Source organism: Candidatus Izemoplasma sp. (assembly GCA_036172455.1).
Lineage (GTDB): Bacteria > Bacillota_I > Bacilli_A > Izemoplasmatales > Izemoplasmataceae > JAIPGF01.
Window position 1 is genome coordinate 394,330 of record JAXKVY010000001.1, and the last position, 15,255, is coordinate 409,584.

Annotated in this window: 18 protein-coding genes and 1 tRNA gene; 10 read left to right on the forward strand and 9 right to left on the reverse strand. The window is 33.4% G+C overall.

Annotation, left to right across the window (positions count from 1 at the left end; genetic code table 11):
- The first annotated feature begins 9 nt into the window (after positions 1 to 9).
- Complete coding sequence (locus tag UMR38_01815; protein MEC9484597.1) at positions 10 to 1,458, forward strand: MATE family efflux transporter; 1,449 nt, start codon at positions 10 to 12, stop codon at positions 1,456 to 1,458.
- Positions 1,459 to 1,516: 58 nt separating this feature from the next.
- On the opposite strand, the gene rbfA is transcribed toward UMR38_01815, so the two are convergent.
- The 9 genes from rbfA to thiI form a co-directional block, all read right to left on the reverse strand.
- Positions 1,517 to 1,864: a 30S ribosome-binding factor RbfA gene (gene rbfA, locus UMR38_01820; GenBank protein MEC9484598.1), complete on the reverse strand. Its 348-nt coding sequence runs from the start codon at positions 1,862 to 1,864 to the stop codon at positions 1,517 to 1,519.
- Positions 1,864 to 3,690, reverse strand: a complete 1,827-nt coding sequence (gene infB, locus UMR38_01825; protein ID MEC9484599.1) for a translation initiation factor IF-2 — start codon at positions 3,688 to 3,690, stop codon at positions 1,864 to 1,866. Before infB ends, rbfA begins: the two co-directional genes overlap by 1 nt.
- A gap of 22 nt (positions 3,691 to 3,712) precedes the next feature.
- Positions 3,713 to 4,006 carry a ribosomal L7Ae/L30e/S12e/Gadd45 family protein gene (locus UMR38_01830; GenBank protein ID MEC9484600.1) on the reverse strand — a complete coding sequence of 98 codons (294 nt, stop codon included), beginning with the start codon at positions 4,004 to 4,006 and terminating at the stop codon, positions 3,713 to 3,715.
- A gap of 1 nt (position 4,007) precedes the next feature.
- The gene (locus UMR38_01835; GenBank protein MEC9484601.1) at positions 4,008 to 4,271 is read right to left on the reverse strand and encodes a YlxR family protein; all 264 of its coding nucleotides are present in this window, start codon (positions 4,269 to 4,271) and stop codon (positions 4,008 to 4,010) included.
- Positions 4,258 to 5,343, reverse strand: coding sequence for a transcription termination factor NusA (gene nusA / locus UMR38_01840; GenBank protein MEC9484602.1), 1,086 nt, complete (start codon positions 5,341 to 5,343; stop codon positions 4,258 to 4,260). Before nusA ends, UMR38_01835 begins: the two co-directional genes overlap by 14 nt.
- 17 nt (positions 5,344 to 5,360) lie before the next feature.
- Positions 5,361 to 5,786, reverse strand: a complete 426-nt coding sequence (locus UMR38_01845; GenBank protein ID MEC9484603.1) for a hypothetical protein — start codon at positions 5,784 to 5,786, stop codon at positions 5,361 to 5,363.
- A gap of 89 nt (positions 5,787 to 5,875) precedes the next feature.
- Positions 5,876 to 6,586, reverse strand: a complete 711-nt coding sequence (locus tag UMR38_01850) for an RNA methyltransferase (protein MEC9484604.1) — start codon at positions 6,584 to 6,586, stop codon at positions 5,876 to 5,878.
- Between the two features lie 47 nt (positions 6,587 to 6,633).
- Positions 6,634 to 7,014: a rhodanese-like domain-containing protein gene (locus tag UMR38_01855; GenBank protein MEC9484605.1), complete on the reverse strand. Its 381-nt coding sequence runs from the start codon at positions 7,012 to 7,014 to the stop codon at positions 6,634 to 6,636.
- Between the two features lie 46 nt (positions 7,015 to 7,060).
- On the reverse strand, positions 7,061 to 8,284 hold the full coding sequence (gene thiI / locus UMR38_01860; GenBank protein MEC9484606.1) for a tRNA uracil 4-sulfurtransferase ThiI: 1,224 nt from the start codon (positions 8,282 to 8,284) through the stop codon (positions 7,061 to 7,063).
- Positions 8,285 to 8,370: 86 nt separating this feature from the next.
- On the opposite strand from thiI, the gene UMR38_01865 reads away from it, so the two are divergent.
- The 9 genes from UMR38_01865 to UMR38_01905 all read left to right on the forward strand — a co-directional run bounded on the left by UMR38_01865 (position 8,371) and on the right by UMR38_01905 (position 15,210).
- Entirely contained in the window at positions 8,371 to 8,853 is a 483-nt protein-coding gene (locus tag UMR38_01865) for a GAF domain-containing protein (GenBank protein MEC9484607.1), read from the forward strand.
- Positions 8,854 to 9,034: 181 nt separating this feature from the next.
- On the forward strand, positions 9,035 to 9,634 hold the full coding sequence (gene rpsD, locus UMR38_01870; protein MEC9484608.1) for a 30S ribosomal protein S4: 600 nt from the start codon (positions 9,035 to 9,037) through the stop codon (positions 9,632 to 9,634).
- Positions 9,635 to 9,715: 81 nt separating this feature from the next.
- Positions 9,716 to 9,791: transfer RNA gene (locus UMR38_01875), tRNA-Val, on the forward strand.
- Positions 9,792 to 10,248: 457 nt separating this feature from the next.
- On the forward strand, positions 10,249 to 12,261 hold the full coding sequence (locus UMR38_01880) for a hypothetical protein (protein MEC9484609.1): 2,013 nt from the start codon (positions 10,249 to 10,251) through the stop codon (positions 12,259 to 12,261).
- The gene (locus UMR38_01885; GenBank protein MEC9484610.1) at positions 12,239 to 12,538 is read left to right on the forward strand and encodes a hypothetical protein; all 300 of its coding nucleotides are present in this window, start codon (positions 12,239 to 12,241) and stop codon (positions 12,536 to 12,538) included. The genes UMR38_01880 and UMR38_01885 overlap by 23 nt, the downstream gene beginning before the upstream one ends.
- A gap of 141 nt (positions 12,539 to 12,679) precedes the next feature.
- A complete protein-coding gene (locus UMR38_01890; protein ID MEC9484611.1) occupies positions 12,680 to 13,381 on the forward strand; it encodes a hypothetical protein in 702 nt (233 codons plus the stop codon).
- Entirely contained in the window at positions 13,371 to 13,973 is a 603-nt protein-coding gene (locus UMR38_01895) for a hypothetical protein (protein MEC9484612.1), read from the forward strand. The genes UMR38_01890 and UMR38_01895 overlap by 11 nt, the downstream gene beginning before the upstream one ends.
- Positions 13,974 to 13,986: 13 nt before the next feature.
- Entirely contained in the window at positions 13,987 to 14,985 is a 999-nt protein-coding gene (locus tag UMR38_01900; protein ID MEC9484613.1) for a helix-turn-helix transcriptional regulator, read from the forward strand.
- A 60-nt stretch (positions 14,986 to 15,045) separates the two neighbouring features.
- The gene (locus UMR38_01905; GenBank protein MEC9484614.1) at positions 15,046 to 15,210 is read left to right on the forward strand and encodes a hypothetical protein; all 165 of its coding nucleotides are present in this window, start codon (positions 15,046 to 15,048) and stop codon (positions 15,208 to 15,210) included.
- Positions 15,211 to 15,255 lie beyond the last annotated feature (45 nt).

A 15,255-nucleotide genomic window follows, 5' to 3' on the forward strand; every position in this document is an offset into this window, starting at 1 on the left:
GTGACAATAATGAGTGTCGATGATAAAAAACGTTACTTAATTTTAAAAGATCCCAATATTTACAAAGGACTCATTTTACTAGCATTTCCACTAATGCTAAACAATTTAATTAGAACTTTACATGATTTAATTGACATGTATTTCGTATCCAAAATTGATGGGTACGCATCTGAAGCTATTACCTCTATTGGCGTAACATTTCCAATTACATTTACCTATATATCATTAGGGATGGGGCTCAGTGTTGCAGGGACTGCATTAATTAGTCAGTTATATGGCTCTAGCCAATTTGAAAGAAGTCGTGAATACGCAACGCATCTGGTTATGATTGCGTTAATAATTGGACTCGTAATGAATGTCCTTGGTTTCTTTCTAGCAAGTCCAATTATGCATTTAATGGGTGCGGAAGGATTCACATTAGAAAACAGTATAGGGTATTTACGCATACGTGCATTTGAACTCCCATTTCTATTTCTATTTTTTGCCTTTACTGCCATTAGACAAAGTAGTGGTGATACGATAACACCCGTTATCTTGGGGGTTGTCGCAATGGTTTTAAACACCATACTATCTCCGATTATGATTGTTGACCAGCTTGACATTTTTCAAAATGTCACGGTGTTCAATAGATCACTTGCTTTTACAATAAACGGATTTGATTTAGGTGTTCGCGGAGCCTCGTTAGCCACTGTCATTGCCAATGTTGTGATTATGCCATTTGCGTTTGTGTTGTTGCTAAAATCTAAGACAGGTATTCATATTTACAGTCGCTATTTAAAACCGAATATTGATATTGTGAAAGAGATTATTTCAACCGCAATCCCCGCATCCTTTGGCCAAGCTATTACAGCGATTGGATTTGGTGTTTTAAATGGTTTCATTTTATCATATGGTGAAGAAACCGCCGCAGCTTTTAACATTGGGAACCGTATAGCTAGTATGTTCTTACATCCTGTTATGGCTATAGGTGGCGTACTTAGTGCTTATATTGGACAAAATATTGGTAATTTAAATCCTAAAAGAGCAAAAGAAACCTTTTATAAAGGTTTACGCTTAAGTCTTGTATTAATGACATCAATGGCTGTAATTGGATTCTTTGTAAGAGAACCCATGGCAAAAATTTTCCTTGCCGATAACCCGTTTGCACTAGACTTGGCTGTCACTTATATGTATTACTTGTTTATAGGGTTACCATTAATGGCGATTTTCCAAACCTATATTGGTGTTTATAACGGAAATGGTAAAACACATTTGACATTCTGGCTCGGAATCATTCGCTTATGGGGTATCCGGATTCCTTTAATCTTAGCCTTCAAAAATCTTACCGATCTCGGAAGTAGTGGTATCTGGTATGCAATGTTAAGTAGTAATATCATTATCGCAGTCATTGGATTCTTCTTATATAAACTCTATATTACATTCGAACCGAAAGTCCAAATCAAACCTACAATCGCGTAAATTAACTATAAAATAAAGACTAATTTCAACTATGAAATTAGTCTTTTTCGTTATTCATTTATTCGTCATCATCCGGTAACACTTTTTTCAGTCCACGTTCAATGCGGTTACCATACTCAAGTGATTCATCGTATTTGAAATGAATCTGAGGGCTTTTGCGCATATGAACCCGTTGCGCTAACAAGGTTCTAACATATTTTTTAGAATGTTCTAATGCACGGCGTGCTTCTTTCTTTTTCTCATCATCACCTAAAATGGTATAGTAGACAGTTAAATGACTATAATCATTTGTTAATTTTACGGCTGTAATGGTAATAAATCCAATCCGATCATCTTTAACATCGGTTTGATAAATTTTTGAAAGTTGACGTTGAATGTCGGTTTGTAGATGTTCTACTTTACTCATTATGTACGTTTCACTTCACGTTCGACTGATGCTTCGATGACATCGCCAACTTTAATATCGTTGAATCGTTCAATCATAATACCACATTCAAATCCACTTCTGACTTCTTTCACGTCATCTTTAAACCGTTTTAATGATGCCATTTTACCTTCAAATACAACGATTCCATCTCGAATGACACGCACTAAACTATTCCGTTCAATAGTTCCGCTTGTCACATAACATCCTGCGATTGTACCGACTTTAGAGATTTTGAATGTATCTCTAACTTCTGCTTCTCCGGTTACCACTTCTTCATATACTGGATCTAACATACCTGTTAAAGCTTGTTCTATCTCATCTAAGGCTTTATAGATGATGTTATAAAGTCGGATGTCAATACCTTTTTCTTTCGCATTTTCACGTACTTTTGCTGGTGGACGGACATTGAAACCAACAATAATTGCCCCACTTGCAACAGCAAGCGTTACATCGGTATCGGTAATGGTTCCAACACTTGAACGAATCACATCAATTTTAGTTCCTTCAACATTGATTTGTTCAATGGATGCTTTTAAAGCTTCAATACTCCCGTGTGTGTCTCCTTTGATGATAATGCGAAGTTCTTTTGTTTTCCCATCATCATAGTCTTTAAACATTTCTTCTAATGTCATTGCACGACCAACACCACGTTCTTCTTGCCATGCTCTATGTGCGCGTTCTTCTGCCACAGTACGCACTTGTTTTTCATCTTCTAAGACCATAAACGAGTCACCAGCTTGGGGGACATCATCGAGGCCAATAACCTCAACAGCTTTTGATGGTGCTGCTGCTTCTAATGGTTGATTCATTTCATCAACCATTGCGCGAACACGTCCATACGTATTTCCAACAACAAAATTATCTCCGACTTTTAAAGTTCCGTTTTTTACCAATAATGTTGCGACTGGTCCACGTCCTTTAGTCAGTTGTGATTCAATCACTGTCCCTGAGGCAAAGCGGTTAGGGTTTGCTTTAAATTGTTCCATTTCGGCGGTAAGTTGAATCATCTCTAATAGATTATCAACACCTTCACCGGTTAGGGCAGAGAGTTCACAAAAAATGGTTTCTCCTCCCCATTCTTCTGGGATTAAATTATATTCAGATAATTCTTGTTTTACACGATCAGGATTTGCCCCAACCATATCAATTTTGTTAATAGCGACAATGATTGGTACTTCAGCAGCCTTCGCATGATCGATTGCTTCTTTAGTTTGTGGCATGACCCCATCATCTGCGGCAACCACTAAAATGGTAATATCCGTTACTTGTGCACCACGGGCACGCATCTCTGTAAATGCCGCATGTCCTGGTGTATCAATAAACGTAATTAAACGATTATTCTTTTTTACTTGGTATGCCCCAATATGTTGGGTAATTCCGCCTGCTTCACCTTCCGTTACACGTGTATTTCTAATCGTATCTAATAATGTTGTTTTACCATGATCTACGTGCCCCATAATTGTAACAACCGCTGGGCGTTCTTCGAGATCTTTTTCATCATCAACGATTTTCATTTCATCAAAACGAGAAACGTCTGTAATTTGTGCATCTTTTAACTCTTTACCGAATTCGAGTGCCACAAGTTCAATCGTTTCACGATCAACTGTTTGGTTTTGATTTGCCATTATACCTAAGTTCATTAATGTTTTAATAACATCACCAACAGCTACATCTAATCCTTCAGCAACTTCAGCAACCGTCATACCATCTTCATAATATAATATATTTGAATCTGTTTCTTTATCTGTAGGAAGATTCGATAATCTTGTATCCTCTTTCTTTTGCTTTTTGATGGATTTACTCATCAAATTCACCTCTTTCTTAAAATCATAATTCCTTTTTTATAGCATCGTTAAACCCCTTATCAAGCACCATCATCATTGCATGATTTTGTGTACCAACTGCCTGTGATAACTCTTTTTTAGAATATTTAGTACACAGAACCAACTTGTAATGATGCGCTTTTTTGTTGACCTTATCCTTGATATTACTACCCGCATCTTGTCCTAAAAAGATTACGGGTTGTTGTAACTCTTTTAACGCATCTAATACATTTTTTTCACCAATCACAAGTTTCCCTGCGCGTTTGGCTAATCCTAATAACGATAAGACTTTATCCATCTCAATCTACCATGTTTAGCAATGTCTCGTAGATCTCATCTGGTACCTCTGTGTTGAGATGTTTATTTAAACGCTTATTCTTTTGTGCTTTTTTAATCACTGAAACATCACGTTTGACATATGCGCCACGTCCATTGGCTTTTTGTGTTTCATCAACAAAAATGTTGCCATCTTTTGTTTTTACAACACGCAATAAATGCTGTTTTGGAAGACGTTCTTGTGTGATAACACACGTTCTAAGTGGAACTTTTCTATTCTTCTTCATCATCTATATCAATGCGACGGTAACGAATACCATCTTCTTTCGCCTGAGATATTGACTTAATTTCAATCTTCCATCCACTCGATTGCGCAGCAAGTTTGGCATTTTGTCCACCACTCCCAATAGCAGACGTTAAATCTTTGTCTTTAACAATGACGTGAGCAAATTTCTTTTTCTTATTTGGGTTAACGGCAACAATTTTAGCCGGCTCCAAAGCATTTAATATCAATTCAATTGGATCAGGTGACCATTCATAAACATCAATTTTTTCACCTTGTAACGCATCTAAAACTTCTTTAATACGTGCTCCTTTGTATCCAACAACTGACCCTACAGGATCAACGTTTTCATCATGAGAATAGACTGCAATTTTAGCACGGTCTCCAGGATCACGAGCTAAGCCCATAATTTCAACAGTACCATCTTGCACTTCTGGACAGACTTGTTCAACCAATCGTTTCACTAAGTTTTTATCGGTCCGTGAAACAAATACTTTTGGTCCTTTGGTTGTCATGTCAACTTTTGTGATATACACTCTTAAACGTGCTCCTTCGGAAACATCATCTGTTTTAAGCAGTTCTTTTCTTGGTAAGCTTGTCTCCATGTTTTGCCCTAAATCTAAGGTGACAAAATCACGATTATAACTAACAACTTTTGTATTAATCATTTCGTTTTCTTTAGCTTTAAAGATTTCGTATTGACGTTCTCGTTCTAGTTGCTTTAATCCTTGTGTTAAAATTTGCTTTACACTCGAAACCGCAATACGACCAAATTCATTGGGTTTTTCTTTAACTTTTAACGTGTCACCAATTTTAATTGTTTTACGTTTTTTGCGGGCGTCTTTCAAACTAATTTCGCCAGGATTTTCTACTTCATCAACAACAGTATATTCTGCGACGAGTAAAATTTCATTTTTGTCTTCATTAAATTCAATACGTGCATTATCACTGGTTTGATGTTCTTTCTTATACGCGTTTAATAACCCTCTTGCAAAGATGTCTAATATTTTTTCTTTTTCAATCCCACGTTCTTGGGCAAGTATCTCAAGTGCTTTGAAAAAATCTTTACGAATCATGGTTATCAACCTCCTTCTTATATACTAAGACGTAATTCTTGTGCATCAATCGCACTAACGTCCACTGTGTTTTTATTGTCTATTTGAATGGTTAGTAACCCATCCTTATATTTAAGTAATGTCCCTGTGAAAACTTGTTCATAGGTTTTTACAAATATTTTTTTTCCTAACGATAATTTGATTTCTTCATCATTACGTAACTCATGTTCAATCCCAGCACTCATTACTTCTAAATAATAAGGATCTTTAAATGGATCTAATTCATCGAGTTTTGTACTGACTTCTTGGCTAATCGTTTGGCAATCATCAATGGTGATACCTGTTTCTTTGTCAAGTAAGACCCGAACGAAGAATCGCTCTTTTTCACGTTCATATAACACATCATAACAATACATGTTATTGTCTGCGACTATGGTTTTAATGGCTTTTGTTATGTCTTTCATAATGGCCTCCTTTTTCAAACAAAAGAGTGGGTGTGGACCCACTCTCTAACTCATATGCGTAAGTATTTTACCATACTAAGGGGATGAAATCAAGTAAAATCGCTGATAAAGTGCATCACAATACTGCCTGCGACCCCGACATTTAAACTATCAATTTTTTGAATTGGAATTGTGACATTAATGTTCGTTTTTTCAAGAATCTCTTTTGAAATACCCGACCCTTCATTACCAACGATAATACCAACCTTTTCTGAGTGGGTTATATCCGTTAATTGTTGGTTAGATAACGCGGTTCCTATGTAGTAATAGTCCGAATGGCTATTGATGAATTCCAAGATATTTTGTGTGATGATATTCATTTGAAAGAACGCCCCTTGTGTACTTCTCAATACTTTATCATTATAGATATCTACAGATTCTTCTAAGACAATCGTTTCAAACCCAAAAGCTAGTGCACTTCGAATTAACGTTCCTAAGTTACCAGGATCTTGAACATGGTCACATAACAAAACTTTATCAGATAGATTAGTGTTCTCTAACATCTTACAGACCGTAACCACTCCTTGCGGACGTTTGGTATTCGCAAGTTTTTCAAGCACATGTTTACTAACATAGGTCACATTTTGTCCTTTAATCGTTTCATCAGTAGTATAAATGTGCTTTACTATCCCATGCGCTTTCGCTTCTTCGTATAAATGATAGCCTTCACAAATGAACTGTTTTGCTTGATCTCGATACTTTTTTTGATGAAGTTTGGTCACTTCTTTAATTGTTTTATTGTTTACACTTGTTATTTTCATCAAATCACCATATCTATTATATCATGAAACAACAAAAAAGAAACAGATTACTCTGTTTCTCCGTCCCACTCTACAATTCCGTTTTCAAGGTTGTAGACGGTTTCAAATCCTTGGTCAACAAATATCTCTGCGGCATCGGCACTTCGATTACCACTATTACACATAATAACAACTGGAACATCTTTATCTAATCGATCGAGTAAACTGTAGTCTTCAACCAGCATATAATAATCAATATTATAGGTAAACCCTGGAATCCGTTCTGTATAAAACTCTTCACTCGTTCTAACATCAACAAACTGATACTTCTCATTTGCTAACATGGTTTTAAGTTCTTCATTGGAAATATCTGTGTATTCTTGACTGTTGCATGCTGCTAATGTCAATACCATAATCACCACTGATACCATACTAAATAATCGTGTCATTTTCTCACCTCATATTTAGTATATCTATTTTTTGTTTGTAAGCAAACTATAATGCATTTTGAACTGTAAAGCCTCCGACAGTTAAATCCAAATTCAAATTTTCAGTCACATCGATGGTTTTTATTTTCGGTATGATACGTTCAATAATCGATTGATAATCAAACCCTTCTTCTTGCCCTAAACAGTTGTTTTCTCTCGGCTTCGTTATTGGACTTTTAGGAACATACACGGTACAACAATCTTCAAAAGGACGAATACTAATATCATAACAATCAATATCTTTACTCATTGCGATAATATCAAGTTTATCTGTTGTGGCTAAAGGTCTTAAGATTGGCATCTTAATGACATTGTTGACAACAGTCATACTTTCTAATGTTTGTGAAGCTACTTGGCCCACACTATCACCATTAATAATTACTTGATGGTCGTGGTTATTGGCAAATTGTTCTGCAATCCGATACATCATTCTGCGCATAATGGTGATTTGGTACGAATCATGTACATGATTTAATAAAGCCTGATGCATCTCTTCAAACGGAACCATATGAAGTTTTATCGTATTGCCCGGCGCATAAACACTTAATTTTTTTGCCAAATCAATGACTTTTTGAGCACTTTCAATACTGGTTAACGGGGTTGATTCAAAATGAATTAAATCGATATCGATCCCTTGTTTCATAGCTTGAAAAGCGGCAACTGGAGAATCAATACCACCACTCATCATCAATAATCCTTTACCACCCATACCAACAGGGTAGCCTCCCATACCTTTTATTTTATGACAATAAATATATGCCCCTTCTCGTCGGATTTCTACATTTAAAACGAGTTCTGGGTTGTGCACATCAACGATTAAGCCTTGTGTCCGTCTAAGCACATATTTAGCGAGTTCTTTCGTAACCTCAGGGCTAATCATCGGATAGGTTTTATCAGCACGTTTGACGTCGACTTTGAATAGGATGCCTGGTTGTGTGATTTCTTGTTTTAATATGGCTAATGATTCTTTTTTTATTGTCTCTAAATCTGTGTCTACTTTTTTAATTAAGCTATAACTTGATAACCCACTTACATGATTGAGTCCATCAATAACAACTTGTGGATCTTCACCATTCAGTTTAATATATAATCGATCGTGATTACGTTCATAACTTACCTTATCACTTTTCACTTTTTCTTTGACTAATTTATTCGCTTGTTTTACAAAAAAACGCTTATTTTTCCCCTTAAGCGTTAAATCTCCATAACGTACTAAAATACGTTCATACATACTATCACTCCTAAACATCACTTATCTTAACACAATCAGTTGCATTTTGTCACGTTTTACTTTAAAATCTAGGTTAGGTGATACATATGTTTAGTGCTAAAACGATACCAAACGATAAAGAACAACAATATCGTGCCATTTTAGACGATATGCAATACTTACTAAGTAACCAAGATACCACTATATCGACATTATCAAACTTTAGTGCACTACTTAATTATTACATGACTGAGATTAACTGGGTTGGGGTGTATCTATTTGATGGTGAAAAATTGACCCTTGGACCTTTCCAAGGGCTCCCAGCATGTACATTAATTCATTTGGGTAGTGGCGTATGTGGAACAAGCGCTCAAAAACGAGAGACATTGGTTGTAAAAGATGTCCATACGTTTGAAGGACATATTGCTTGTGACAGTCATTCAGAAAGTGAAATTGTCGTTCCAATCGTTATCAATGACTCCTTATATGGTGTCTTAGATATTGACGCTCCCATCAAAGAACGCTTTAATGAAATAGATAAACGTTATTTAGAAAAGATAATCACTAAATTGATTGACTTTTTAAGATAACTTTATTATAATGATTTGTGCGCATGTGTAATAAAGGCAGCTAAATAATCATTTATTAACTGCTGAATGTTCCGTAACAGGGTTGTTAGTAGTCTTTGCTGACAAGGCGAACCCATTAAAACATTCTGATTAATAGATCGTTATTACTCTTTTGTGCAAATAAATAAAAGGAGGAAACACAATGGCTAGATACACTGGTCCGATTTGGAAAAAAGCGCGTCGTTTAAAACATTCTATCTTAGAAAATGGAAAAGAATTAAACAAACGTCCTTATGCTCCAGGTCAACATGGACAACGTCGTTCAAAATTAAGTGAGTATGGACAACAACTTCATGAAAAACAGAAAGTACGTTATACTTATGGTATGAACGAAAAGCAATTTAGAAAAACATTCAACGAAGCGAAAAAAATGGATGGTAAACACGGTGAAAACTTCTTAGTGTTACTTGAAAGTCGCTTAGACAATCTTGTTTATCGTATCGGGTTTGCAAAAACACGTCGTCAAGCAAGACAGTTAGTAAGTCATGGTCATGTTCGCGTTGACAACAAACGCGTTGACATTCCATCTTACCGCGTTGAACCAGGTCAAATTGTAACGTTAAGTGAAAAAGCACGTAAGTTCGAAATTGTTACTGAAAGTTTAGAACATGCTGGAAACCGTTTAGAATTTGTTAGCTTTGATGAAAACAAATTTGAAGCAACTTATGTTCGTTATCCAGAACGTCAAGAGATCTTAACTGACATCAAAGAGAACCTAATTGTTGAATTCTACAACAGATAATATTAAAAAGCATCTTCGGATGCTTTTTTGTTTGTTTTCCGTTGACAAATTATAATAATAACTTATAATAGATATAGCGATGGAGGGTTAGCTCAGCCGGGAGAGCACTTGCTCGACAAGCAAGGGGTCGCTGGTTCAAGTCCAGTACTCTCCACCATCTAAGCCCGTATCCGGAGATAAAAGCAGATTGTCTTACCACTGCGATATTCTCCGGTTTTTTGTTTGCAAAAATGTTCTTTTTTATGTATTTTTTCACTCAAATTTGTACCCTTAAAACATGTTATAATAGGGAAACCCTATTGAGACTGTAAATGAGATTTTATGATCATTTTCGCGTGTGTTATTCACTCAAAATTAGGGGTAGTGGAGGTAGTGGGGGTAGTGGAAATACTAGAACAAATATACAGTTCGTTTAGAATAAACAACAACGAGCCGTATCACAAATAGATGCAACTTATGGTATGCACATCATAACAAAGCCCTTTTGGGCTTTTTCTTTTGGGGTCTTATATGACCTGTTATTTATAATAGGGTGTGATATAATATAAATAAGAAAAACTAAGGGGAAAACTATAAAGTCCTCTTTTGAGGGCAGTTTTTAAGGAGAGAAAGATATGAAAAAATTTGATTTACATATTCATACTGTTAGTGCATTTTATGAAGATGAGTTAATTTTTGATATTAGTATACTTAAGAAATATGTCGAGGAAAACCAGATTGATTGTATTGCTATTACAAATCATAATCTTTTTGACAAAACACAGTTTAACCATATTAAAGATCATTTGAGCATAGATGTTCTTCCGGGGATTGAAATTGATATAGAAAAAGGGCACATATTAGTAATAGATAATAACTCGAATGTGGATGACTTTAGTACGAAATGCCAAGCTATTAGTACTATGATAGTTGATGAGAATGATTCCATCAGCATTTCTGATTTTCACAAAGTATTTAGTAATTATTCTGAACTGTTAATTATTCCTCATTATAAAAAAGATAAATCACTAAGTTTAAGCAAAATCAACGAAATTAATCCTAACATCTCTTGTGGGGAAGTTAGCAGTGCTAACAAATGGGTAGTAACAAGAAATGCTGGCGTTCTTACACCGTTATTATTTAGTGATTCAAGAATGAACTCAGAGTTTAAAGGTTCATTTAAACAGACATTTTTGGATGTAGATTCAATAAATATAAATTCTATGAAAGTTGCAGTTAGTGATAAATCGCGAGTTTGGTTGAATTCTGATAGAGTTATTGAGGCTTTTGTTATTGATGAAGCTGGTATTTCTGTTTCGACTAGGTTAAATGTACTTATGGGAAGAAGATCAAGTGGAAAAACACACTTTTTGAATATGATAAATGATCAAGCTGGTAATAGTGTTAAATATATAAGGCAGTTTGAGTTAACTGAATCGAGTAAAGTTGAAGAATTTCAAAAGAAAATTCAAGGAGAATTTGCGGATAGTACCAATTTGTATTTATCTGAGTTCAGGACTCTTGTAAATAAAATGCTAACTATAGATATTGATTTGGACCTTGACGACATCTCTAAATATGTTAATACCCTAAAAGAAAAAGCCAATACAAAGTATAAAAAAGATATATATTCCAAAGTTGCAATTTACGATCATAATACATTTGATTTATTTGAGATAGATGAGCACAAGAAAATTATAGTTAGTCTAGATTACATACTTCAGAGCAAATTCTATAACGAAGTTCTATTCAAAGAACTTAGTAAGAAAGATTTGCAAAAGGCTATAATTTCGACCATTAAGCAATATAGAGTAAATCGAAAAAACAACTATATTATTAATAAAACTAATGAGTTCATTACATCAACAAAAGGGAAATTGAGAGTATTATCTAGAATTCCACAATTGCCTGAAATAAACTTTAAAAGTATATTGTATAACAAAGTAATGGTGAATAAGTTTAATGCGGTTGTACCAAAATATAAGAAAGATCAAATTGTTTTTGAGAAACCTTTATCTAAGTTTAAGTTGATTACATATAGTAAGTCATTCGATAATGTAACTGAGGCTAGGAAATTTTCAGGAGTTACTGAAGGTTGCAGAGAGATTTTTGAAAATCACTACGATGAACCCTATAATTATATGATAAAATTATCAGAATCTTTAACATCAAATGATCTAATTTATAAGATGTTTTTCGGTGTTTATCATGAAGTGATTAATGAATATAATGTTAAACTATCTGGAGGACAAAGGTCTGAATACAGCCTAATAAAAAAACTAGATGATTGTAGGAAGTATGATTTTGTACTTATAGACGAGCCAGAAGGATCATTCGATAATTTATTTCTAAGGGATGAAATTATTAATCTTATACATGAAATATCGAACGACTCAACTGTGTTCATTGCCACTCATAATAATACAATTGGTGTTAGTTTGATTCCCAATTACATTGTATTTACTGATGTGAAAAAAGAAGGAAATATGAAATTTAATATATATAGCGGTAAGTTTGGGGAAAAGATGCTAAAGGACAAGTATGGGAACGATGTTTTAGAGTATGATGTTTTGATTAACTCAATGGAATCGGGAGAAGAACTATACAATGAAAGGAAAGATAAATATGAAACTATTAAGAATACATAACAAAAAAGGTGAGTATTCAAAAGATGGGATAAATTACGAGCTTATAACAGAAATCGATGGTCAAAACACCTATGATTTATTGGGTCTTATTATAGATAATGAGTGCGAATTTGATGAAAATATTGAGGACATTGTAAATCCAGCAGAGAAGATTATTTATACTGAGATTTTAAGTAAATTGAAGGAAGTATTCGCTGAGAAAGCAGAGATAATTCTACAGGTGGAAAATGAGTATAAAACTGTGGAAGAAAAATATTCAAAAGAGGAATTTGAATAAAGATTTCAAATATTGGTAGAAATGATCCCTGCTACTGTGGATCTGGATTAGAATATAAGAAATGCTGTTTAAAATAAATTAGAACTAAAAATGAAATTGGAAAATTAAAGTATAAATCCATTTAATAAAGAGGGTAATACAATGTTAGATTATGTAGAAGTTACTGATTGGAGTATCTTTAACAAGCATATTGCTGAAAAAGGTTTTGGTATTGTTAGAGAAGTGGTAGAAAGTTTAAAAGTAGTAAAAGAGTCTGATTATATAATTAGTGATGAAGTCATTGGGTTTATTAGGTATGACAAATATTTGAGAGAAAAGCTCTACATGTATCTATCTGTAACTGAGGAATTTCTTCGAAACGAATTATATAAAAATCTAGAGTACAAAGGATCCAAATTGATAATGTATACAAGCGATTATAAATATCAAGATTTTAAATTTATACAGAATCCAGATTATGGATACAGCTTCTTTAAAAGGTCTAAAATGCTATTCTCTGTAATACTTGATTTATTTGAACACTTTGCTCCAAATATATTACCTGAATTTGATTTTACGATAGACGATATTAAAAATGTTGGGAAGCTAAGAAACATAGTGATGCATCACAGCCTACTAATGATTGATCAGAATTCTACAAAAACAACAAAAAAGTCTATTGAAGAAAGAGTTGATTTAATAACTAGGTATCTGACTTCATTGATAAATATAATACCAGTTGAATACAGGAAAGGATTAATAACAGATATAAATAAGGCTAATTTAGACAATGGAATATATGGATCGAAATCCAAGCATATTTATATAGATCATATTCAGGGGGGATATGATAATGGAGTATAAAAAGAAAAAAGACACAAAAGAGTTTCGCTCGTTGTTCTCAGAAGCATTTAAGTATGTTAATTCTGTAATTGATGATTATAGTTTTTACTTTAGACTCATTGGAAGTGCAAAAAGGAACTTAATACTTGATAAACCTAATAAAGGATTTGATTTCGATTATCAAATTATATTCTATCAATCATTATTAGGTGAAGGATCAAATAAGTTAATAGAAATCAAGGATAGATTCAGACATGCGTTCGATGATTTCTTTATAAAAAAAGGATATAAGAATGCTGAGGATTCGAAATCTGCAATTACTATCAAAATGCTTGAGGGAGATAAAATTCATCATTCATATGATGTTACATTGATGACTCCAAACAAAGCAGGAAGGCTTTGCATCTTCAAATATAAAGACAAGGAGAAGACTGAGATGGGATTAAATGAGATGAAGAAGTCCGCTATGTTCAAGGATAAGTATAAAAAGATCAAAGGTGCTAAAAAGTGGAACGAGTTAAGAGATGAATATAAAAAAAGACAAGAAGAATGGAATGGTGAAAAGAAATCATTCTCAATATTGATGGAAGTAGTAAATGATATGAAGTTATAAGTAGGTGTAATGTATGTTATATGACAAAATCGAAATTGGTAAAAGAATTAGAAAACTAAGAGTAGAATCAAATCTGACACAAGATGAAGCTGCAAAATTGATAGGAGTGTCAAATAAAACTTTAAGTGATTGGGAAAAAGGGAAAACTGACTTCACGATTCAGAGATTGAAAGAAATCTCTGATGGTTTCAACATAGGCATTAATTATTTAATTCCTTTTGACTATGAAGATTTTGATGTAGATGATGTCTCATTTAAATCAAATAATTTTGGTTTAAAGAAAGTTGGTTTGTTTATAAGCATAAGTCTATTTTTGACATTCTACTTAAACTTATTTGTGCCATCTTTAGTATTAAACCCTATTATTTTAATTGAGTTTATTCTATTCTTTTGTTATTTGATATTACAAGTAGTATCGAAACTGACAAGCAAAAAAATTACGAAAAAGTATACAAGAAAAAACAAGTTAGTTTATCAATCTGTGTATACAGAGTTGGAATTAAAAAGGCTATATAGAGAGACTGTAGAGCTTCTAATAATATCAATTTTTATAACAATTTTCTCTGCTTTTTGTATTATTGGTTTTTATTTTTCGAGTGTTACTAGTAGCGCTGAAGATATTAGTATAGTTCTTCTTTTTATAATGATATTTATTTGGGGAATTATATTATTAATATTTTTTATTAAGAATAAGCCAATTAAACCCATTTTAGATTATTTCAGAACTAATAAATTAGTAGTGTCTATTATTCTAAACATTTACATTATTTTGATATCTCTATTATTTATGTATGGATTGATACTGAATGTAGATTCTCAGCTTCAAGTTCCAGAATGGTTTATTGTAACCATATTTACATATCTATTATTTGACATACTATTTCTGTTATTGTCAAACTACATGATTCAAAAGTACTTTTATAAACTTGATATAATATCCATAAATCCAATTACAAATCAATTAAAAGTCCTGTATTCGATAGATGAAAAAATTCCGGAAATACCGGAATAGCTAATTATGTGTTGTTATCATCTTCTTAAAGGTGTAGTCTAACCTTGAGGAGGTGATTATATGAAGAAACTGATTCTAGCCTTGTTTGTAGTGACAATAATTATTCTAATGTTAAACTTCATGACAATTAATCAAATCGCAGTAAGTGCATTTACAGTATATTTTTGGATAGTAGAGAAACTACTTATAGTGCTTTTTGAGATTTTCAACTTTGTATTAGGTTGATCATATTTGCATATCAATAGTTGCAATTATTTATGATACGGCTCT

What these genes read in the sequence shown, in the direction of transcription:
- UMR38_01835 (MEC9484601.1), bottom strand. Translation starts at nt 4,271, where the DNA reads ATGAAGAAGAATAGAAAAGTTCCACTTAGAACGTGTGTTATCACACAA.
- UMR38_01880 (MEC9484609.1), top strand. Translation starts at nt 10,249, where the DNA reads ATGAAAAAATTTGATTTACATATTCATACTGTTAGTGCATTTTATGAA.
- infB (MEC9484599.1), bottom strand. Translation starts at nt 3,690, where the DNA reads ATGAGTAAATCCATCAAAAAGCAAAAGAAAGAGGATACAAGATTATCG.
- UMR38_01885 (MEC9484610.1), top strand. Translation starts at nt 12,239, where the DNA reads ATGAAACTATTAAGAATACATAACAAAAAAGGTGAGTATTCAAAAGAT.
- UMR38_01865 (MEC9484607.1), top strand. Translation starts at nt 8,371, where the DNA reads ATGTTTAGTGCTAAAACGATACCAAACGATAAAGAACAACAATATCGT.
- UMR38_01845 (MEC9484603.1), bottom strand. Translation starts at nt 5,786, where the DNA reads ATGAAAGACATAACAAAAGCCATTAAAACCATAGTCGCAGACAATAAC.
- UMR38_01890 (MEC9484611.1), top strand. Translation starts at nt 12,680, where the DNA reads ATGTTAGATTATGTAGAAGTTACTGATTGGAGTATCTTTAACAAGCAT.
- UMR38_01815 (MEC9484597.1), top strand. Translation starts at nt 10, where the DNA reads ATGAGTGTCGATGATAAAAAACGTTACTTAATTTTAAAAGATCCCAAT.
- rpsD (MEC9484608.1), top strand. Translation starts at nt 9,035, where the DNA reads ATGGCTAGATACACTGGTCCGATTTGGAAAAAAGCGCGTCGTTTAAAA.
- thiI (MEC9484606.1), bottom strand. Translation starts at nt 8,284, where the DNA reads ATGTATGAACGTATTTTAGTACGTTATGGAGATTTAACGCTTAAGGGG.
- UMR38_01855 (MEC9484605.1), bottom strand. Translation starts at nt 7,014, where the DNA reads ATGACACGATTATTTAGTATGGTATCAGTGGTGATTATGGTATTGACA.
- UMR38_01895 (MEC9484612.1), top strand. Translation starts at nt 13,371, where the DNA reads ATGGAGTATAAAAAGAAAAAAGACACAAAAGAGTTTCGCTCGTTGTTC.
- UMR38_01905 (MEC9484614.1), top strand. Translation starts at nt 15,046, where the DNA reads ATGAAGAAACTGATTCTAGCCTTGTTTGTAGTGACAATAATTATTCTA.
- rbfA (MEC9484598.1), bottom strand. Translation starts at nt 1,864, where the DNA reads ATGAGTAAAGTAGAACATCTACAAACCGACATTCAACGTCAACTTTCA.
- UMR38_01830 (MEC9484600.1), bottom strand. Translation starts at nt 4,006, where the DNA reads ATGGATAAAGTCTTATCGTTATTAGGATTAGCCAAACGCGCAGGGAAA.
- UMR38_01850 (MEC9484604.1), bottom strand. Translation starts at nt 6,586, where the DNA reads ATGAAAATAACAAGTGTAAACAATAAAACAATTAAAGAAGTGACCAAA.
- UMR38_01900 (MEC9484613.1), top strand. Translation starts at nt 13,987, where the DNA reads ATGTTATATGACAAAATCGAAATTGGTAAAAGAATTAGAAAACTAAGA.
- nusA (MEC9484602.1), bottom strand. Translation starts at nt 5,343, where the DNA reads ATGATTCGTAAAGATTTTTTCAAAGCACTTGAGATACTTGCCCAAGAA.